Genomic DNA, 20,631 nt, shown 5'->3' on the forward strand with positions numbered 1-20,631 from the left:
TCACTCATTTCTTACTGCGTCGGCGGGATCCACATCGGCGGCGCGGAGGGACGGATACCAGCTTGCGGCTACGCACAGGATCATCGTAACGCCGAGTATCAGTACAATATCCCACGGGTTAATAGATATCGGATACGCACTAATGATAAATGCAGAGGAGAGTTTCACAAGCTCAAGTTCCTGCTGCGCGATGGCGAGTAAAATTCCGGCAACTCCGCCAATTCCGCAGCCTATCAGGCCAATCTGCAGACCCTGCATCCGAAAAATCTGCCGAATTTTCTTTTTCGACATTCCCATCGACATCAGAATTCCGATATCTTTTCTTTTCTGCAGCACAATCATCGTCAGTGATCCCACAATATTGAGAGCAGCTACCAGAATTATGATCATCAAAATTACATACGATCCCCATTTTTCCACCATCATCACATCGTAAAGTGGTTTTTGCAAATCATACCAGCTCGAAATCCTGTAATCCGGCCCGAGCTCTGCTTCGAGTTCACGTTTCACACGAGAAGCATCATCAGTATCGGTCAGCTTTAAATCGAAACCGGTTACCTGGTTCTGCATGTTGAATAGCCGCTGAGCCGCAAGCAGGTCGATATAGACAACATCTCCTTCAATAATCTGCTGTATGGAATACGTACCGCTAACGTTAAACCGGCTGGCCCTCGGCGCAGAAAACTGGGTGAGTGCGCGGCGCATACCGGTGGTGCTAAGCAACGCAGCTTCATCCCCCGGGTCGATTCCAAAGCGGTTACTAAGCGCCTCGCTTATCACCACACCCGGACGATTATTTTGAACCGAAAGATCAAACACCCCGGTTTTCACACTATTTTCAAGCTCGTTAAGACGAATATATCCATCCTGCTCCACTCCCCTGACGGTGACGACCTCGTTCCGGCCGTCCCTGAAAGCGAGCATCACTTTTCCATCAATGTAGGGTGTTAATTCTACTACATCGGGATTTGAAGCGACTGTTTCCAGAAAATCAGGGTTTTGTGCCATCACCCGGGAGTCGGCCATTTCGATCCGGATATCGGGATCAAAAGAGAGTAAAAATCCTCGAATTACATCAAAAAAACCGTTAAATACTGAGAGAATCACAATCAGCAGGGCAGTCCCAATAGTAATCCCGGCAATACTGATTCCGGTAAGAATCGATATCAGCGAAACATGTTTTCGGGAAAAGAGGTAACGCCCGGAAATAAAACGAACAACATTCATCTTCTTTAATACTTGTATTTATCCATAGCTTTAGGTTCCTTTTTGTGGAGGAGCTTCTATATCAGCAGTACCCGATTGATGGTCTTAAAAAAATACGTCACATAACATAATCCCACAGATTTGAAACAGTCGACTCTTAAAATCGAAGAAATTCAAGCCATATCCAACGGCTCACACGGCAACATATTTTCAGTGCTTGGGTTGCATTCTGCAGATATTAACGGAAAGGAAAAATTGGTGTTCAGGGCATTCAGGCCGGATGCTGAGTCGCTTGAGCTGATTATCCCTTCCAGAAATAATCCGGTTTCCATACCACGGATTGAAGGAACGGATCTCTTCGAATATGTTTTTCCGCGCAGAAAAAACCGATTCTCCTACCAGTTAAAAATTACCGGGCACACCGGTGATACCTACACCCTTGAGGACGCGTATCGTTTTGATTCCCTGATTTCAGAGTTCGATCTTCAGCTTTGGGGGGAGGGAAATCACCATCATGCATATCGATGGATGGGCGCTCACCCAAAAACAGTGGATGAGGTTGACGGCGTTCATTTTGTTGTTGTTGCCCCAAACGCAGATCGCGTGAGTGTGATAGGCGAATTTAACGGCTGGGACGGGCGAACGCACTGTATGAGGAAACATCCCGCACAGGGCATCTGGGAAATTTTTATACCGCATGTTATATCGGGCGACTTCTATAAGTATGAAATTAAATCAGCAACTTCGGATGTGCCGTTCAAGAAATCTGATCCTTACGGTTTCTTTTCCGAGTTGCGGCCCGGTACCGCATCCATCGTTTTTGATAGCAGCTACAAGTGGAAGGATGATCAATGGCTGAATAAACGAAAGAAGGTTCAGGCGGATGATCAGCCGGTTTCGATCTACGAAATTCATGCCGGATCCTGGAAACGGCACACCGACCGCGACCCCGGTTTTTTCTCCTACAGAGATCTTGCAGATACTCTTGTTCCATATGTAAAGGAACTTGGATTTACACACATAGAGCTGATGCCGATTGCGGAACATCCGTACGATCCCTCCTGGGGATACCAGATAACCGGTTATTTTTCGCCCACCAGCCGTTTCGGAAACCCCGATGATCTGCGCTTTTTTATCGACCGGTGCCACAGTGAAGGAATTGGTGTTGTGGTAGACTGGGTTCCCGCACATTTCACTAAAGATGATCACGGCCTGCGCAGATTTGACGGCACGGCGTTCTACGAACACGAAGATCCCCGAATTGGTGAACATAAAGACTGGGGAACCAATATTTTTAACTTCGGCCGCACCGAGGTGATGAATTTTCTGATCTCCAACGCAATCTACTGGCTTGAGGAGTTCCATATCGACGGATTGCGCGTTGATGCCGTGGCTTCCATGCTCTACCTGGACTACTCTCGCGATGAAGGCGAATGGCTGCCCAACCAATATGGCGGCCGGGAAAACCTTGAAGCGATTCACTTTTTGAGGCGATTTAATGATCTCGTTCACGAATATTTTCCAGGTGTACTTACGATGGCTGAGGAATCCACATCATGGCAGGGAGTCTCAAGACCAACCTCATCCGGCGGCCTCGGTTTCGACCTGAAGTGGAACATGGGATGGATGAACGACACGCTCGATTACATGGAGAAAGACCCGATCTACAGGCGCTATCACCAGGATCAGCTCTCATTTTCTATGATCTATGCATTCACCGAGCAGTTTCTGCTTCCGCTTTCGCATGACGAAGTCGTTCATATGAAGCAGTCTCTCATCAGCAAAATGCCGGGAGATGACTGGCAGAAGTTTGCAAACCTCAGGTTGCTTTATACCTACATGTATGGCCATCCCGGGAAAAAGCTTCTTTTTATGGGCAGTGAATTCGCTCAATGGAGTGAATGGACAGAAGCCAACTCCATCGACTGGCACCTGCTTCAATGGGAAAATCACAAGGGTGTTCAAAGGCTTGTAAAAGATCTCAATACCATCTACAAAAAAGAGACGGCCATGCACGAAATCGATTTCAACTGGGAAGGTTTCCAGTGGATTGATATCAGTGATGCAGACAACAGCCTGTTATCTTTCATCCGCCGGGGGCGTGGTCACGACGATTTTCTCGTATTTATACTGAACTTCACACCAACTGTACACTATTCTTATAAATTTGGTGTGCCAAAACCCGGAAAATATTCAGTACTTTTAAACAGTGACTCTGAATTCTACGGCGGCAGCAATACCGGGCCCGGGTTGGTTCAGGCGGTTGAGGGAGCCTGGCACAGTCAGCCAGCGAATGTTACCATTCAGGTACCTCCGCTTGCCGCACTTGTTTTAAAACCAGAATTATAAAAAATAATTTACATGAGATTTCCCCGTTCGAGTGGTACACTTGTACATCCAACCTCTTTTCCTTCGAAATATGGTATGGGTGATATGGGTAGGGAGGCCTACACATTTATCGATTTTTTAGAATCAACCAGGCAAACAATCTGGCAGGTTTTGCCGCTTGGCCCTACAGGGTATGGCAATTCACCCTACGCCAGTTATTCTGCTTTTGCTGGTAATGCATACTTAATCAGCCTTGATCTGCTGCACGAAAAAGGGCTGTTATCCCGACAAGAGTGCCAAGACGCCGAGCTTCCCGTATCGGTAACCGCAGAATATGAGAAGTCATATCAAAATAAGGAAAAGCTCTACCAAATTGCGTTCAGGCGATACAAAAACGCCGCAACTGCCAGTGATAAAAAAAAGCTCAGCACTTTCAAAAAAAGCAATAAGTACTGGCTTGAAGACTACACCCTATTTATGGCATGCTCCATTTCAAATAACAGGGATTCGTGGAATACATGGGATCCTGATGTTGCACAGCGGAAAACTTCCGCTCTCAAAAAGTTAAGAAAAGAGTTTGCCGATGAAATTGAATATCATACCTGGCTGCAGTTCGAGTTTTTTAACCAGTGGTATGCGCTGAAAGAGTACGCCAACTCAAAAAATATCCGGGTTGTAGGTGATATTCCCATTTTTGTGGATCACAACAGTGCGGATGTCTGGAGCCATCCCGAATATTTTGAAGTGGACAAACAAGGGAACCGAAAACTTGTGGCCGGTGTGCCGCCTGATTATTTCAGTGAAACAGGACAGCTTTGGGGAAATCCTCTCTACAAGTGGAGTAAGCTGAAAAAAGATAACTTCTCCTGGTGGATAGAGCGTTTCAGGCAGATGTTTGATCTGTATGATTTGATCCGGGTGGATCATTTTCGCGGGTTTGATGAGTATTGGGAAGTAGCAGCAAGCGAAAAAACAGCCATCAAAGGACACTGGGTAAAAGCACCCGGAACTGAACTTTTTGAAACGATCAAAAAAGAGCTGGGAGAACTCCCCATCATTGCAGAAGACCTCGGAGTGATGACGCCCACTGTTGAGGAGCTGCGCGACAAATTTAACTTTCCGGGCATGAAAATTCTTCAGTTCGCTTTTGACTCCGATTCAACAAACAACTTTTTACCTCACAACTATTCACAAAATTGTGTTACCTATACGGGAACGCACGACAACGATACATCCATCGGATGGTATCAATCTGCTCCGGAAGTGGAACAGCACAGAGCCCGGGAATACACAAGAAGCGACGGGAACAATATCCACTGGGAGCTGGTTCGATTGGGCATGTTATCGGTAGCTGATCAGGCTATTTTCCCCCTGCAGGATTTTATGAATCTCGACTCATCACACCGAATGAACACGCCCGGAACTGTAGGCAGCAACTGGATGTGGCGCTACACTCCTGACATGCTTGAAAATGTAGATTCTGATTATATTCGGAAATTAATTGAGATGAGTAACCGGGCGCCCGGATAGAATCACGACCATCTTCAGATCGGTGCTTTTATTCAAAAGCATCGTTTTGTATCTTAGCAAATTAGCAATTAACTATAAAAACCTGAATGTCGTTTCACCTTAGTAATCTTCCGCAGCGAACCGGAAAGCCACGCACAAAAGGAATTACCCTTGCTCTCGACTCGGGGTTTAGTGTCCGGCAGGCAGAAGATTTTTGCAGTGCGGCCTCCCAACATATTGATATTGTTAAATTTGGATGGGGCACATCTTATGTTACTGCAAATCTCGAAGAGAAAATAAATATTTACAAATCGTATAATATTCCTGTTTATTTTGGCGGAACATTGTTCGAAGCGTACGTTTTGAGGAATGAACTCGACCGGTATATTGAGTTTCTGAAGTTCCATGAAATTACACTTGTTGAGGTTTCAAACGGCACCATCCGCTTGTCCGATCACAAAAAGCTGAATATTATACACCGTCTCAGCAATGAATTTACTGTACTCTCTGAAGTTGGCAGTAAAAACCCGAATGAAATTATACCGCCTTATAAATGGGTTAAAATGATTAATAATGAACTCGAGGCCGGATCCTGGAAAGTTATTTGCGAGGCACGCGAAAGCGGCACTGTTGGTGTTTTTCGACCAAACGGGGAGGTCCGATCCGGGCTTATTGAAGAGATTACAGATCAAATCCCACAAGAATCACTTATTTTTGAATCCCCTCAAAAGGATCAGCAGATCTGGTTCATAAAAAAATTTGGCCCCAACGTTAACCTCGGCAACATCAAACCCGAAGAGGTTATTTCTGTTGAAACTCTGCGGCTGGGACTCCGGGGGGATACGCTTCTCGATTTTTTCACCATTGATTCAACCACCCATGAATCCCAAAACGGGAGTGAAACATCCAACCGTTCACAGGAGAACTATTAACAACCGAACCACTTTATTATCATGAAAATACTATATGCAGCCACTGAAATTGCCCCGTTCGCAAGAATGACCTATACAGCAGACCTTCTGCGTTTTTTACCGGCTTCACTGCAGGATAAAGGGTTTGAAATTCGAATTCTGCTGCCAAAATTCGGCTCTATTAACGATAGAAGAAATCGGTTACATGAAGTGATCCGGCTCTCTGGAATTGAAGTAGAAGTAGGCGGAGAGATTGACACAATGAAAATTAAAGTAGCATCCATCCCGAATGCTAAATTGCAGGTATATTTCCTGGATAACGATAAATATTTCAAGCGAAAAGCGATGTTTGACGATCCAAAATCGGGAGATTTTTACGATGATAACGATGAGAGACTGGCCTTCTACAATAAAGGAGTACTTGAAACTGTTATAAGCCTCGGATGGGAACCGGATATTATTCACTGCCACGACTGGCCGGCCGGACTCATTCCGCTGCTCGTAAAAACGAAGTACAAAGACGAGAAAATTTTCAAAAACACACAAGTGGTGTACAATCTGCATCACGCCGAAAACAAAGGCCACTTCGAAAACAACAACATTTTGAAATTGTTAGGTCTTCCCGACTCTGTTGATATCGATAATCTTACCGAAAACGGAAAGGTTGATCTATTGAAACTTGGCCTGAAACATAGTGACCACGTGGTTACAGGGAATCACCTAAAAGATCAATTCGACGATCTGTTCAAAGAATTAAACATCAACCCAATAAAAATTCAGGGCTCGCCCGAAGATGTATCAGACAAATTCGCAGACTATTACCGGTCAATCGCCGGAGACGAGAATTAATTCCTCCCAATCGCCCAAACAAAGAACCTTATTTAACAAAGTTAATAAAGGCAGCAGATCCATGATCTCTGCCTTTATGGTTCTTGCCTTATTTATTTTTATATCAGCTTGCGACAACGAGGGAATCGTAGGGGAAGGACTGAACCCCAGCGGTGAACGCGTTCAGACGTCTACTTATCCACTCACTGATATTGAGATATTGCAGGGTAATGGCTTTTCCGGACAGCTGGGTCAGTCTGCACTTGGAAAAGTGGATGACCCATTTTACGGTTCAATCCACGCTTCTGCATTGATAAAGCCAAGTATCAACCCTGAAGATCTTGACGAGTTTCCATCAGACCACAATCTCAGGCTTATCCTGGAGTTCAACACTGTTAAATACGGTGATGAAAACAGTGTGTCAGAATACAACCTGTATGAAATTAATCAGCGATGGCGGGGGCCTGCAATCACATATAATAACCCGGTTTCGTATGATGAAACAAATCTGCTGGGTTCATTTCAAGTGACCGATGAGAGTTCTATTGAAGTCGATCTGGATAGTGAATGGGTAAATCGGTACCGGAACTACTTTAACAGTGACGATGCACAAAGAGATTCACTCTACCGATTTGAATTTCCCGGCCTTGCCGTTGTTCCGGCCGATCAAAACAATAGAATTGATTTTCTGCGCAATCAAACGTCCGCAAATGATACCACCGATATCGAAGTCACACGATTTCTTATTGAAAACCAGCAGGATTCTGTAATTGCAACGGTTCCCCTGCTCGATTTTGGTACATCTTTCGAACGCAGTGATGAACCAGAAACAGATAATCTGATTCTTCATAATACGCTCGAACAGATTTTGAAAGTAAATTTAAATATTGATGAATCGGAATTTGCAGGAAAGGAGATCGTTAACGTTCAGCTTGTGTTTGATATCGACACAACCCCGGGCGAAACTGCTCCGCCTGGATTCATCCGGCCTCAAACTCAGCAGTTACGTGCACACTATTTTAGCTCTGAGCCGTTAAACATTGCATCTGAAATATTTACTACCTCAGCCTATGCCGGTACAGTCCGTGATAGCGAGGCGGAGCAATTCAGAATTAATGTTTCAAGTTATTTTATCGATAATATGTTTGGTGATTTTGATTTCACACCGCTCTACATCTCCAATCAGCTGGTAAACGGTTTTATATATCCGTTGTCACTGTATGGCCCGGACGCGCCGGAAGATTTGCGACCCCGATTAATTATCACCACAATAAATCCTGAAAACTGATATGTATCGTAGAGTTTTTCTTCTTTTATCTTTGATTTTTCTCATTCCAGCGCTGGTGATGTCGCAGGTGATTGAACCGAATAAATCGAGATCAGGTTCAATATACTCCGGAATTGGATTTGGCAATCCAGCAAATCTCAACTCCTCGCACACCAACGGCATGGGGTTATCGGGAGTAGCAACACCCAGTTCTTTTGCACCAAGTTTGTCAAACCCTGCACATTGGGCACTTTCAGAACTTACCCAGGCACAGCTCACAATGGGGATGACAAACTACGACGCAACTGACGCGTTTTCCTCAGCTACAAATTCACAATTTGCATTTGATAACTTTCAGTTTGTATTTCCGATTTTACGAAACCAGCTGGGAGCTTCCATTTCGTTTTCACCGGTAACGCGATCTGATTTTGCCCGTATTGAGCAAGAAAGCTTTCAAATCATTGGCTCTGCTGATCCCGTTGATTATGCTTCGAGCTCAATCGGCTCTGGTGGCGTCAACCGATTTGAATTTGGCCTGGGTTATCGCGTCAACTCGAATCTCACACTGGGGTATGCCGTTTCAGCCCATGTAATGTCAATTACAGAAGAAATCACAACGTCCTTCTCTGATAATCAATTCCAGCGGGGCGGACAACCAAGTGTTATTACAGATGAAATTACCGGTGCAGGTTTAGGAAACCGCTTTGGTGTGTTCACAAGATTTAGTGGGTTATTCGGCTCCAGGGACCGTGTAGAACTCGCAGCAACAGCCAACTTGCCTGTATCGATAAACGGCGACCGGTCTCTGCGAACGTTTCGCATAGTAAATACTCAGCCGCGCCGGGTTAGCCTGAACGATGGTCTTCCATCCAGAGAGGGAACGGTAAAGTTACCATTGGAAATTAACACCGGGCTTACGTATTATTTAAACCCGTACCATAACTTTTCTGCTGAGTTTCAGTACCAAAATTGGGAGGATGCAGAATTTAGTTATAATTTAACAGAACAGGGATACTACAAGGATAGAACCAAAGTTGGCGTTGGCTATCAGTATCATCCGTTCCTGAACCAGCAAGCAAGCGGGTTCTTCTCTAATTTCAGGTATAGTTTAGGCGCAACATATGATAATGGCTTTCTTTCTATATCAGACCAGGATATTGAAACAGTGATGTTTCATGCAGGTTTAACCATACCCTCACAACGTAGCCGATCATCCATTGATTTGAGTTTTAATTATGGTGTTCGGGGAACAGAATCTGAGAGTTTGGTTAAAGAAAATATATGGGGATTCAAACTCTCATTAAATCTTGCAGAATTTATGTTCCTGAGACAACGTTTTCAATGATCATAATAAAAAACTGCACACGTATACGAACCAAGATTACAGACCAATGAAAAGATACATCGCAATTTTACTTTTTGTGGCAGGTTTCTCATCTGTGGCGCATGCACAAAGCGAGCCCCCTTACGGAATGAGTGAAATCGCAGCATACTCCATTTTTTACGACAATTATACGCAGGGCGATTACGATATGGCACTGCAGTTCGGCCGATGGATGCTCGAGAAAAAACCACGCACAATTGAAGGTTTCGGCAGATTCAGCCTCCCCACTCAGTATAACAGAATGAGACGGATCTATACCGAGAAAGCGGACCTTCAGTCAGATCCCGCCCTTAAAGAAGCCTATCTCGACTCTGCCATCTATGTTTTTGAAGATGCACTGGCTACATTTTCAGAAGACGAAATCGATGTATTTGAATGGACATTCAACAAGGGACAGTTCTACCAGCGCCACTCCGGAAATATCGATGGCGGGATGGATAGAGCTCTGGAAATTTATGAAGAACTTTTTGAGTCGCATCCCGGACGTCTTACAGAAGCAGCCGACGGCTACTACGCCAGACTTTTGTTAAACAATTATGTAAGTAACGGAGAACGCCAAAAAGCTCTTGATATGATCGATATTATCGAGCCAATTGGAGGAGCAGAAGTGCAAAGTGCTATCAGTGATGCTCGAAACGAAATCTTTTCAGATCCCGAAGAGAGGATTGAATTTATCGAAAGCCAATTGGCTGACACACCAGATAATGAAGATCTTTTAAATGAACTCGCTTCACTCTTTGAAGCCCAGGGAAACAGGGATCGGGCTATTGAAGTTGCTCAACGCCTCTATGACGTGAACCCTAATTTTACACACACGCGTAAACTAGCGGATTATGCAAAAGCTGATGCTCAGAATGAGCTTGCAAACCGCTATTTAAAAGAAGCGCTTGAAAAAACTGACGATCGAACTATTCGCAGAAATATTACGCTTGAGATTTCTGAAGTCTATCAGAATATGGATCAATTTCAGAATGCCAGAGATTATGCAAGACAAGCAATTGCAATTGACGGAAACTGGGGTGAGCCCTATCTGAGGATTTCATCTATCTATGCAGCTACGATTTCACGCTGCACAAGAAACAGAACCATTGACAGGGATGACAGAAGAGTTTACTGGCTTGTAATGGATTATCTTGACAGAGCACGAGATGTAGATCCATCCGTAGCAAACACGGTTCGCAGCCGGTATGCCACCTACGAACCGGTTGTACCCTCTACACAAGATAAATTCTTCAGGGATTGGGAAACTGGTCAGGAACTGCGCATTGACGGCTCGGCCCACCAATGCTATGCCTGGATAAATGAAACGACACGGGTTCGATAATTTTTATTCTCTTCAATTCCTTTCTATATTTAGTGAAGCGATAAAAATCGCTTCACTTTTCTTCATCAGCTTCTCACTTCTATAACTGCCGGTTTTTCAAATCATTGAATTCTGGGATTCCTGAAGCGACAATTAATCATTATTTAAATTAGTGTATGGCACGTTCAAAAAAAGGTAAAGGACGGAACTACAAAAAAAGCAATAAAAAAGGGACCAACGGAAACGTATTCATCCCAAAGTTTCACCACAATCAGAAAACAAGGATCGGAGGTCGCTTCAGCGGCATTCTTGAAATAAATCAGAAGGGGTATGGATTTATCCGAAAACTCGATTATGAGTTCAGCTATAATCCAAAAGACCCATTTCTGAAACCGGACGAAGTGAAATACCACGATTTGCGATCCGGCCTGATTATGGAAGGTGAGTTTGAAGAAGATCAGAGCGGAAACCGGCACGTTCATTCTATCGAAAAAATAAACGGTAACCCTCCTGAGTTCTGGCAAAAAACCAATCGGTTTGAGTTGCAAACTCCTATCATGCCGAATGAACAAATAAAACTTGGCCATAATCCGTCGGATCATGAGCTGCGTGTGATGGACTTGATCTCCCCAGTTGGCAAAGGTCAGCGTGCCTTGATTGTCGCCCCTCCCCGAACCGGGAAAACCGTGCTTCTAAAGAAAATCGCCCGAAGTATTACCGAAAATTATCCCAACATCAGTACCGCAATTCTGCTGGTTGATGAACGCCCCGAAGAGGTCACGGATTTTATTCGATCCACCAATGCCGAGGTTTTTGCATCTTCAAATGATAAACCAACCGACAGCCATGTGCGAATCTCAGAGATGGCGCTTGGCTATGTGAAAAGAAAAGCAGAATGTGGCCAGGATGCAGTTCTTCTCATCGATTCGCTTACACGCCTTGGCCGATCCTATAACGCAGTGCAGTCCAACAGCGGACGAACACTATCGGGTGGTCTCGATATTCGTGCTCTCGAAATCCCGAAAAAAATCTTCGGTTCAGCAAGAAAAATTGAGGGCGGCGGTTCGTTAACCATTATCGCAACCTGTCTTGTTGAGACTAATTCAAGAATGGATGACCTTATTTTTGAAGAGTTCAAAGGAACCGGTAACCTGGAGCTCGTACTGGACAGAGAGCTGGCAAACGACAGGATTTACCCGGCCATTAACATCGCCGCATCCGGCACGCGAAATGAGGACAAATTCATTACCGACTCCATCGAAGAACGAAATATGGTGAGACGCTTTCTTCTCAAAAAGTCACCAAAAGAGTCGATGCTAATGCTCATGAAAGTAATTGAGCGAACCGAAAGCAACGAAGAACTCTTTGCACAGCTTGCAGCCACAACGTAGTTTTCTCCGTTTTTAAATGGTGAAAGCAGGCTTCAATTCAGAGTGGAGTTTGTTGCGCTATTATCTCAAAAATTTGAAGATCTGATATCAGCCTGGTCCTTTTATCTTAGCCGTGCAGTCAATGCACCTGCAGATCAGCGAGGTCTTCGAGAAACTTTTTGAAGGCCGGCGTATCATATTTGGCCATTCCCTGCTTTTCCATGGCTATTTTTCCGTCCGGAGTGATCACATAAGTGGTGGGCAGCAGATCACTCTGAAAAATGTCACGGTCCCGACCCCGGTAGTGATAGATCGGCAGATCAAGATCGCGGCTCTCCATAAATCTTTCCGCTTCAGAAAAATCTTCATCCATTGACACCAGGATAAAACTGTAGCCTTCCCGGTCTTTGAAGGTTGAATAGAGATTGGCAATCGACGGCATTTCTGCAATACAAGGGGGACACCAGCTTGCCCATACATTCAGAAAAACTACATTTCCCTTGTGTTCGGCCAGGCTTTGCGTTCTATGGTCTTTATCAGCAAAGTAGAACTCCGTACCGGCATCCCTCATCTCATCATAATCGATACTCAGAGAGGGTGTAATCAAACCTGTCGCCAGAAAGGCACGCTGTACGGTTCCGATTACCTGTGTATGATAGCCAGTGAGATAGAGCGTCAGTGCCGCGATCACTATTACACTCCACTCAATCAGTGATCGCCTGAAGCTCTTCTCTTTCTTTTCTGAAGATTCTTTATTAGCCATAATCTAATTTCCGGCGCACCGGGTTAATCCGGAATCAGGGGCGAATATTAATCTCTATTTTCTCGGGATCTTTATTTAGAGTAATCAGTGCATTTTTCACGCGCTCCCCAATCTGCAGAAACGATTTTGCAGCCGGCGAATCGGGCTGTGCTTCAACGACCGGCGTTCCGCTGTCTGATGTTTCCCGGATATTTTCCTGCAGTGCCACTTCCCCAAGAAATGGAACTTCGAGTTTCTGTGCTAATTTTCGTGCTCCGTGTTTTCCAAATATGTAATATTTTTTCTCGGGCATATCGGGCGGTGTGAAATAGGCCATATTTTCGATGATACCCAGCACAGGAACATCTACTTTACCAAACATTGCCACTCCTTTACGAGCGTCGTCAAGTGCTACCGTTTGAGGTGTAGATACAATCACAGCGGCGGTAAGCGGAACTGTCTGAACAATGGTAAGCTGAATGTCGCCTGTGCCGGGTGGCAGATCGAGAACGAGGTAATCCAGCTCCCCCCACTTCACCTCTTGCATAAACTGTTTTACTGCGCTCGTCACCATCGGTCCGCGCCAGATCATCGCCTGGTCGGTATCCACAAGAAAACCCATCGACACGAGGTGAACGCCGTGTTTATAAATGGGGACAAGTTTTTTATCTGTGGTGATATTCGGCCGTTCAGTTACACCAAACATCGTTGGAACGCTGGGACCGTAAATATCGGTATCAAGCAGTCCCACGGAATGTCCCGCTTTGGAGAGGGCAACCGCAAGATTTGCCGCAACTGTAGATTTACCAACGCCACCCTTCCCGGATGCCACAGCAATTATATTTTTCACACCCGGAAGTACAGGCTGCTGCTGACCTGCATTTTGTTGCTGAGGTTGAGGAGCTGCATCATCCCCATCAAGCTCACGCTTTTTGGAAATATTGATCCCCACCGTGATGTCGAGAACAGCCTCTTTATCCACAAATTTATGAACAGCTTCCGTGCACTGCTTTTTCAGATCAGCAGCAAGCGGTTTATTTTCGGAAGGCAGCTCCAGAGTAAAAGAAATATATTTTTCCTGGACGATCAGATCCTGGATCAAGTCCAGTGTGATCAGATCTTTTTCATATTCAGGATGCAAAACGTGTGTTAATGCGGTAATTACCTGCTCTTTTCGTATCGCCATCAGATTGTTTTCAACTTCAATTTCAGTTGCAACAAAAATAGGGAATATTCACGGTTTTATAAACGCGAGTTCAAACAGTTTGATTTGATTTATTTCTTACAGATGCAGTTTTGTATTGATAAATTGAGCAACTTGTTTTGTTAAGCAGAAACATTTTTGATTTACACATCAAATGTTCAATTAAGTATAAAATTGGTTAACTTTTGTGTTTAACCAATTTATCATTCGTATTGAGTAAACATCCCCAGAATTTTACACTGGTTACTGATCCGGCCATCATTCCGGTTCCGGGAAATAAGGTGATTGAAGAGTTCATCGGAAAGATCAATACCGGAACCGAATCTGTCTCTGTTGCACGGATGGAAGCTCCCTCCGGATGGGATGAGCCTGAACAGACACCGGAATTTGATGAAATCACCATCATGGTGAAAGGCCGTATAAATGTTCAAACAGAGCATGAAACTGTCACGCTATCAGAAAATCAAACGATCCTGATTCATAAAAACAGCACTGTGAGATATAGTAACCCTTTTGACGAAACTGCTGTATATTGGGCCGTTTGCATTCCCGCATTTTCAAATGAAATCGTAAATCGACGAACAGATTCACCCGATGTCTAAAAAGACCGTTTTCTACCCAAAACATAAAAAAGCCGGAGCAAAACTTATCGATTTCGGCGGATTTTTGATGCCTGTTCAGTACGCCGGGATTAAACAGGAACATCATGCGGTGCGGGAAAAAGCCGGAATATTTGATGTCTCACATATGGGGGAATTTTTTGTGAACGGTCCGAATGCGCTTCCCCTGATTCAAAAAATTTCGATAAACGACGCTTCAAAGCTGAAGCCGGGGAAAGCTCAATACACGGCAATGTGTTATGAGAATGGCGGAATTGTGGATGATCTGCTGGTATATATGCTCAATGATGAATCGTATATGCTAGTGGTAAACGCTTCAAACATCGAAAAAGACTGGGATTGGATCACAAGTCAAAATGATCTGAATGCAGATATTGAAAACCGATCTGACGATATTGCGCTGATAGCACTTCAGGGGCCGGAATCTGCAAACATTCTCAGCCAGATTACAGAAGAAGATCTTGTTAACATCGGCTTTTACAGCTTTAAAACCGGAATTGTTGCCGGAGAGAAAGATATCATTATATCAGCAACCGGATATACCGGTGAAAAAGGCTTTGAACTTTATATCGACACGCGCAGCGCAGATCCATTGAAAATCTGGGATGCAATTCTGGAAGCAGGGACTCCGCACGGACTGGAACCTGCCGGACTTGGCGCCCGTGATACTTTGCGGCTGGAAATGGGTTTCGCTCTGTATGGAAATGATATCACCAAAGACACACACCCTCTTGAAGCGCGTATGGGATGGCTTACAAAACTTGAAAAAGATTATTTTGTAGGAAAAGATGCGATCCTCAAAGCCAAAGATAACGGACTTCATCGAAAACTCATGGGATTTGAAATAAACGAACCCCGCAAGGTACCGAGAGCCGGGTATGACCTTGTTAACGGTGATGGAGATAAAATCGGTTATGTTACAAGCGGAACTCAATCCATTACCCTTGGTAAGGGTATAGGTATGGGTTACATTCAATTACCATATACTGAGCCGGGAACAGAAATTCATGTTGTAATACGGAAAGATCACGTTCCGGCAACAGTTACCAAACCACCATTTTTAAAAAAATAATCTGTAAGACAGCTACTAATGGCAAATTTGAAAACGTTAGATGTATTTTTTTCATCCCAGTCTTTTCACGAGGAAGAGCTGAGAAATAAAGTTGTGGTAGTGATTGATGTGCTGCGAGCCTCCTCCACAATTATTACTGCGCTTATGAACCAGGCGAAAGGAATTATCCCCGTTGAGGATATGGGTGAAGCGAGCAGAATCTCACAAAGTGTGGGTTCCGACAACCTTCTGCTGTGTGGTGAAAAAGACGGCATTAAAATTGAAGGCTATGATCTTGGAAACTCTCCTTTTGAGTACAACTCTGATACTGTAAAAAACAAAACGCTCATTCTAAATACCACAAACGGTACAAAAGCGATTAAAAAAGCGGTGGGATCAGCCGAACTCTACGTCGGTTCTTTTTTGAACCTTTCTACTATTGTTCAAACATTACACGAAGAGGAAAAAGATATTGTGCTTGTATGTGCGGGATGGAGACGCCGTATGGCAATTGAAGACCTCCTGTTTGCGGGTAACATCGTTCACAAATTAGGGAACGGTTCCCTGCACCCAGAGGCTCGTGATGGAGCAAAGGTAGCATTCGGTCTTTACGATAAGTTCCGGGATAATATCCCCGAGGTAATCCATAGTTCAAACCACGCCGTGCGCCTGAAAGATCTTACGGACGAAAAAGATGTGGATTACTGCTCACAAACCGATATCTGCGATATTTTACCTGTATTAAACGACGGGATCATCACAAATTTTTATGCCAAAAAAGAAGTCTAAAAATTCGTTTTTAAGTAATTTCGACACCACCCGAAAGCTGGAGGTGGCGGGCATTCTTATTATTTCAGTTGCGGTATTGCTGCTTTTGAGTATCGCATCATATAATCCGAATGATTACGGGATTGTTAAATCCATGAGTCCCGGTGCTATATTCTCTGTAGACCAGGGCCCGGCATTGAACATCAACAACTGGCTTGGTGTGGTAGGAGCTTATATCTCCCATTTTCTCGTTCATTCGCTTTTCGGATTCACCAGCCTGATTCTCCCTGTAATGATCGCCTCATTCGGCTGGTATCTATTCCGGCAAAATGACCTGCAAGAACTCGGATGGCCACTGGCCTATGGTGTTTGGGTTATGCTGCTCTTTTCCACACTGTTTGGCTGGTTTCATAATGAACTTGAGCTGCTTACGACCATTTGGAGCGGTAATTTCGGCCTTGGAACTGCGGCCATCCTTCAGAATATCCTTGGAATTGGTTCTATTGTCATACTTTCTGTACTGATTTTTGTATCTGCACTGATACTCGTTGACAGAGATTTACAGAAAACCATCGATACATTTAAAAGCTGGACCGGCGGCATGCGCGACGACCTACAGGAGCGCAAAGAGGAGAAGCAACGGAAAAAAGCCGCGCGAAAAGAACAGAAAGAGAAGGAGAAAAAAATTCGTCAGCAGCAAAAAGCTGAGCGGGCCATGAAGAACAGTTCGGCCATTAATGAGAACTCCGTATCTGAAGAATCATCCATTGATGATATTGTAGAACGTTCACAGCAAGAAGACCTCGAGCGCCGGGAGAACCAGAAAAAAGAGAGCGCCGAACTCGAAAAGAAACCACCTCGTGCAATTCTCGATAAGGGAGATTCAGCAGATATTTCTGAAGAAGATGATGATGTAGAAGTCTCTGTTTTTATTGGGGAAGGTGAAGAAGAGGCAAGTGATAGAGAATTGGATCGCCAAAACAGGAAGAAAGCCAGGGAAATTCCAGTCATCAAATATAAATTCCCGGGCATCGATCTGCTTGATTCACCTCCGAATGAAGGAAACGAAGTGGACCTGGAAGAGATCAAGCTCAACAAAAAAATTATTCTTGATAAGCTGAAACGCCACAAAATTGAGATTCTTTCAATTAATGCAATTGTAGGCCCAACAGTTACACTCTACGAACTTGAACCTTCGCCGGATGTAAAGATCAGCAAAATTGAAAGTTATGCCAACGATCTGAAAATGGCCACTGCCGCGCACGGACTCAGAATTATGGCGCCCATCCCCGGGCGGTCTGCTGTGGGTATTGAGGTACCGAACAGCTCTCGTGAAACGGTTTACATCAAGTCGGTTATTAATACCCGAAAATTCGTGGATACCGATATGGATCTGCCCGTGGCATTTGGTAAAACGATCGAAAATGAAGTCTTTATGATCGATCTCACTAAAATGCCCCACCTGCTGATTGCCGGTGCCACCGGGTCGGGTAAATCGGTTGGAATAAATACCATCATCACCTGCCTGCTTTACAAATGCCACCCGGATGATGTAAAGTTTGTGCTGATCGATCCTAAGAAAATTGAACTTTCGCTCTACCGAAACATTCAGAATCACTTCCTGGCCGTTTTACCCGGTGCTGAAGAGCCGATCGTCACCGATACCAGCAAGGCACTCGAAACACTGGAAAGTGTAACGCATGAAATGGACGAGCGCTATGAGCTGTTGAAGATGGCGATGGTGCGCGACATCAAATCGTACAATGAAAAGTTTAAAGATGGTGAACTGGATGAAGATCTTGGCCACAGACATCTCCCCTACATTGTTGTGATTATTGATGAACTTGCCGACCTGATGATGACTGCAGGTAAAAAAATCGAAGAGCCGATTGCACGCCTGGCACAGCTTGCCCGGGCGATCGGGATTCACTTGTGCGTGGCAACGCAGCGGCCTTCCGTTAACGTAATTACCGGTACCATCAAAGCAAACTTCCCGGCACGAATTGCCTACCAGGTAGCTTCAAAGGTCGATTCACGCACGATTCTGGATACCGGAGGTGCCGACCAGCTTGTGGGCCGGGGCGACATGCTTTTCACCAACGGAGCGGGAATGACCCGGATCCAGAATGCGTATGTATCCACAGAAGAAGTTGAGAAGATCACCCAGTTTATCGGAGTTCAGCAAGGCTTCAAGCAACCTTTTCACCTGCCCAGAGTAGAAGATGAAGAGTCGGGCATACCCGATCCGCTCGATGATATCGATGACCTGTTTAAAGATGCCGCTAAAATTGTAGTGCTTCACCAGCAGGGATCGGTTTCACTGCTTCAGCGAAAACTGAAGATTGGTTACAACCGTGCCGGAAGAATCATTGATCAGCTTTACAATGCGGGCGTAGTAGGGCCGTACCAGGGAAGCACCGCACGGGATGTCAAATTAACTGAAGAGGACGAACTCGAGGAGATTTATGAAGAACTTGGCCTTTAATAAACAACAATTACCGTTTGCCTTTATCCTCACCTTAATTTTTCTGGCCGGCGGATCTCTATTCGCCCAGGGGCAAAATACACCGGAATTTGACCGCCTGAAGGCAACTTTCGAAGATGGCCAAATTTTGCATGCTGATTTTTCACATCGCTACGAGGATTCATTCACCGGTGAAGTTCAAAGCAGCGAAGGTGAAATTTGGATAGGTAAAGAGCAGTACAAAATTGAAGGCTCCGGACAGATTATGGTAGTAGACGGCGACATTTCGCGCGTTTATGACAGTTCGAAAAACCGTGTGATTATCAGCGACTATATTGAAGAAGAGGATGATTTTGCCCCTTCCCGAATGCTACAGGGCGTGGATGAGAGCTATGTGGTGGAAGAATCCGCAACGGGTGATGGTCAGACTGAAATCATTCTGGTTTCTGATGATCCCTTTTCTATATTCGAACGGGTAACTATCCTGCTGAATCAAAGTGGCATGCCTGTAGAAATATTGGCTATTGACCAGGCCGAAAACAGGCTGATTACCCGCTTTTCCAATGGTTCATTTACGACACCATCAGACCAGCTTTTTCAAATTGATCCACCGGAAGACGCTGAACAGATCGATCTGCGATACAACTCACAATGAGTAAACGGGCGTTAAATGTTCTTATCTCACTTATTGTAGCCATATTGTTTATATGGCTTGCAGCCAGGAATGTAGATGCTGCAGAGTTCAGGGATCAAGTTGCAGCCGTTACTTTTTACTGGCTACCTTTTTTCATTCTTGCACTCTTGTTTAGTCACTATTTACGGGCTGAACGATGGCGGCTTCTGCTCAGCGAAGAAATCCGCGAGCAGACGCCACGATCTTCACTATTTGCCGGCGTAATGTTTGGCTATATGATGAACAATATTTTCCCCCGTTTAGGTGAAGTTTCCCGGCCGGTATACGTAGCAAAAAAACACGGGCTTAGTTCCGGTAATATGCTTGGTACCATCGTCCTGGAGCGATTGATTGATATTTGCAGCATGCTTGTTTTGATGGCCATTGTAGCGATATCGCTCAGCGCCGATTTTGAACTGCTTGAACAGTTGCTGGGTATAGACGGATGGGCCTGGTATACCTATTTAATCCTTCCGGCAATCTTAGCCGGTATTATTTTCTCGATCTGGTTTTTCTACAAAACACTAATGTATCTCGATCAAAAGAATACAATTTCAAACCCGCTTTTCCAGAAAGTTGTTAAATTAGGACGATCTTTTGGAGAGGGAATGATCTCCATCAGGCATATAAAAAACTGGCCGCTTTTTATTTTACTCACATCCGGGATCTGGATTGGTTATATCGCAATGACCTACATTCCGTTCTGGATGCTCAATCTGCAAGCCGATTTTGGACTTACGGTACAGTCTGCCATTGTCTTAACGATAGTTTCATCCATTGGAGTGAGTATTCCCACACCTGCAGGAATCGGATCCTACCACCTGCTGATACAGCAATCAATGTGGCTGCTGTATGGTGTGCCGCTCGCAACAGCACTCACATTTGCGACAGTTGCGCACGGAGTTACAATCCTGCTGATTTTTTTAATTGCACCTGCAGCACTCTGGTTTGATAAATATTATACACTCAAAACCGGGAACGTCCGTTGATAACCGGGAACATA

General features: G+C 44.7%; 17 protein-coding genes. 14 read left to right on the top strand and 3 right to left on the bottom strand.

Going from position 1 to position 20,631, the window contains the following annotated elements; translation table 11 throughout:
* On the bottom strand, nt 1-1,227 hold the full coding sequence (locus tag DYD21_RS01960; protein ID WP_116031466.1) for an FtsX-like permease family protein: 1,227 nt from the start codon (nt 1,225-1,227) through the stop codon (nt 1-3).
* 120 nt (nt 1,228-1,347) lie between these two features.
* On the opposite strand from DYD21_RS01960, the gene glgB reads away from it, so the two are divergent.
* From glgB to rho, 8 genes are all read left to right on the top strand, one after another.
* Nucleotides 1,348-3,555, top strand: a complete 2,208-nt coding sequence (glgB, locus tag DYD21_RS01965; protein ID WP_199535444.1) for a 1,4-alpha-glucan branching protein GlgB — start codon at nt 1,348-1,350, stop codon at nt 3,553-3,555.
* A 12-nt stretch (nt 3,556-3,567) separates the two neighbouring features.
* The gene (malQ, locus tag DYD21_RS01970) at nt 3,568-5,064 is read left to right on the top strand and encodes a 4-alpha-glucanotransferase (protein ID WP_116031469.1); all 1,497 of its coding nucleotides are present in this window, start codon (nt 3,568-3,570) and stop codon (nt 5,062-5,064) included.
* 86 nt (nt 5,065-5,150) lie between these two features.
* Nucleotides 5,151-5,975: a phosphosulfolactate synthase gene (locus tag DYD21_RS01975; RefSeq protein WP_116031471.1), complete on the top strand. Its 825-nt coding sequence runs from the start codon at nt 5,151-5,153 to the stop codon at nt 5,973-5,975.
* A gap of 21 nt (nt 5,976-5,996) precedes the next feature.
* On the top strand, nt 5,997-6,803 hold the full coding sequence (locus DYD21_RS01980) for a glycogen/starch synthase (protein ID WP_116031474.1): 807 nt from the start codon (nt 5,997-5,999) through the stop codon (nt 6,801-6,803).
* 61 nt (nt 6,804-6,864) lie between these two features.
* Complete coding sequence (locus DYD21_RS01985) at nt 6,865-8,070, top strand: hypothetical protein (RefSeq protein ID WP_116031476.1); 1,206 nt, start codon at nt 6,865-6,867, stop codon at nt 8,068-8,070.
* 1 nt (nt 8,071) lies between these two features.
* The gene (locus tag DYD21_RS01990) at nt 8,072-9,394 is read left to right on the top strand and encodes a hypothetical protein (protein ID WP_116031478.1); all 1,323 of its coding nucleotides are present in this window, start codon (nt 8,072-8,074) and stop codon (nt 9,392-9,394) included.
* A gap of 46 nt (nt 9,395-9,440) precedes the next feature.
* Nucleotides 9,441-10,757 (top strand): lipopolysaccharide assembly protein LapB, encoded by a 1,317-nt coding sequence (locus DYD21_RS01995; protein ID WP_116031481.1) that lies wholly within the window; start codon nt 9,441-9,443, stop codon nt 10,755-10,757.
* A 155-nt stretch (nt 10,758-10,912) separates the two neighbouring features.
* The gene (gene rho, locus DYD21_RS02000) at nt 10,913-12,127 is read left to right on the top strand and encodes a transcription termination factor Rho (RefSeq protein ID WP_116031483.1); all 1,215 of its coding nucleotides are present in this window, start codon (nt 10,913-10,915) and stop codon (nt 12,125-12,127) included.
* 118 nt (nt 12,128-12,245) lie between these two features.
* On the opposite strand, the gene DYD21_RS02005 is transcribed toward rho, so the two are convergent.
* Nucleotides 12,246-12,869 (bottom strand): TlpA disulfide reductase family protein, encoded by a 624-nt coding sequence (locus tag DYD21_RS02005; RefSeq protein ID WP_116031486.1) that lies wholly within the window; start codon nt 12,867-12,869, stop codon nt 12,246-12,248.
* 34 nt (nt 12,870-12,903) lie between these two features.
* Nucleotides 12,904-14,034, bottom strand: a complete 1,131-nt coding sequence (locus DYD21_RS02010; protein ID WP_116031488.1) for an Mrp/NBP35 family ATP-binding protein — start codon at nt 14,032-14,034, stop codon at nt 12,904-12,906.
* A 230-nt stretch (nt 14,035-14,264) separates the two neighbouring features.
* Between DYD21_RS02010 and DYD21_RS02015 the strand changes: the two genes are divergently transcribed.
* The 6 genes from DYD21_RS02015 to DYD21_RS02040 are packed head-to-tail and all read left to right on the top strand — an operon-like array spanning nt 14,265 to nt 20,617.
* Nucleotides 14,265-14,654 (top strand): hypothetical protein, encoded by a 390-nt coding sequence (locus DYD21_RS02015; RefSeq protein ID WP_199535445.1) that lies wholly within the window; start codon nt 14,265-14,267, stop codon nt 14,652-14,654.
* Nucleotides 14,647-15,744: a glycine cleavage system aminomethyltransferase GcvT gene (gcvT, locus tag DYD21_RS02020; RefSeq protein ID WP_116031490.1), complete on the top strand. Its 1,098-nt coding sequence runs from the start codon at nt 14,647-14,649 to the stop codon at nt 15,742-15,744. The genes DYD21_RS02015 and gcvT overlap by 8 nt, the downstream gene beginning before the upstream one ends.
* Before the next feature lie 18 nt (nt 15,745-15,762).
* On the top strand, nt 15,763-16,512 hold the full coding sequence (locus tag DYD21_RS02025) for a 2-phosphosulfolactate phosphatase (protein WP_116031493.1): 750 nt from the start codon (nt 15,763-15,765) through the stop codon (nt 16,510-16,512).
* Nucleotides 16,493-18,976: a DNA translocase FtsK gene (locus DYD21_RS02030; RefSeq protein WP_116031495.1), complete on the top strand. Its 2,484-nt coding sequence runs from the start codon at nt 16,493-16,495 to the stop codon at nt 18,974-18,976. The genes DYD21_RS02025 and DYD21_RS02030 overlap by 20 nt, the downstream gene beginning before the upstream one ends.
* A complete protein-coding gene (locus DYD21_RS02035; RefSeq protein WP_116031498.1) occupies nt 18,957-19,610 on the top strand; it encodes an outer-membrane lipoprotein carrier protein LolA in 654 nt (217 codons plus the stop codon). Before DYD21_RS02030 ends, DYD21_RS02035 begins: the two co-directional genes overlap by 20 nt.
* On the top strand, nt 19,607-20,617 hold the full coding sequence (locus tag DYD21_RS02040) for a lysylphosphatidylglycerol synthase transmembrane domain-containing protein (protein ID WP_116031500.1): 1,011 nt from the start codon (nt 19,607-19,609) through the stop codon (nt 20,615-20,617). Before DYD21_RS02035 ends, DYD21_RS02040 begins: the two co-directional genes overlap by 4 nt.
* Nucleotides 20,618-20,631 lie beyond the last annotated feature (14 nt).

The organism is Rhodohalobacter sp. SW132, assembly GCF_003390325.1.
GTDB lineage: Bacteria > Bacteroidota > Rhodothermia > Balneolales > Balneolaceae > SW132.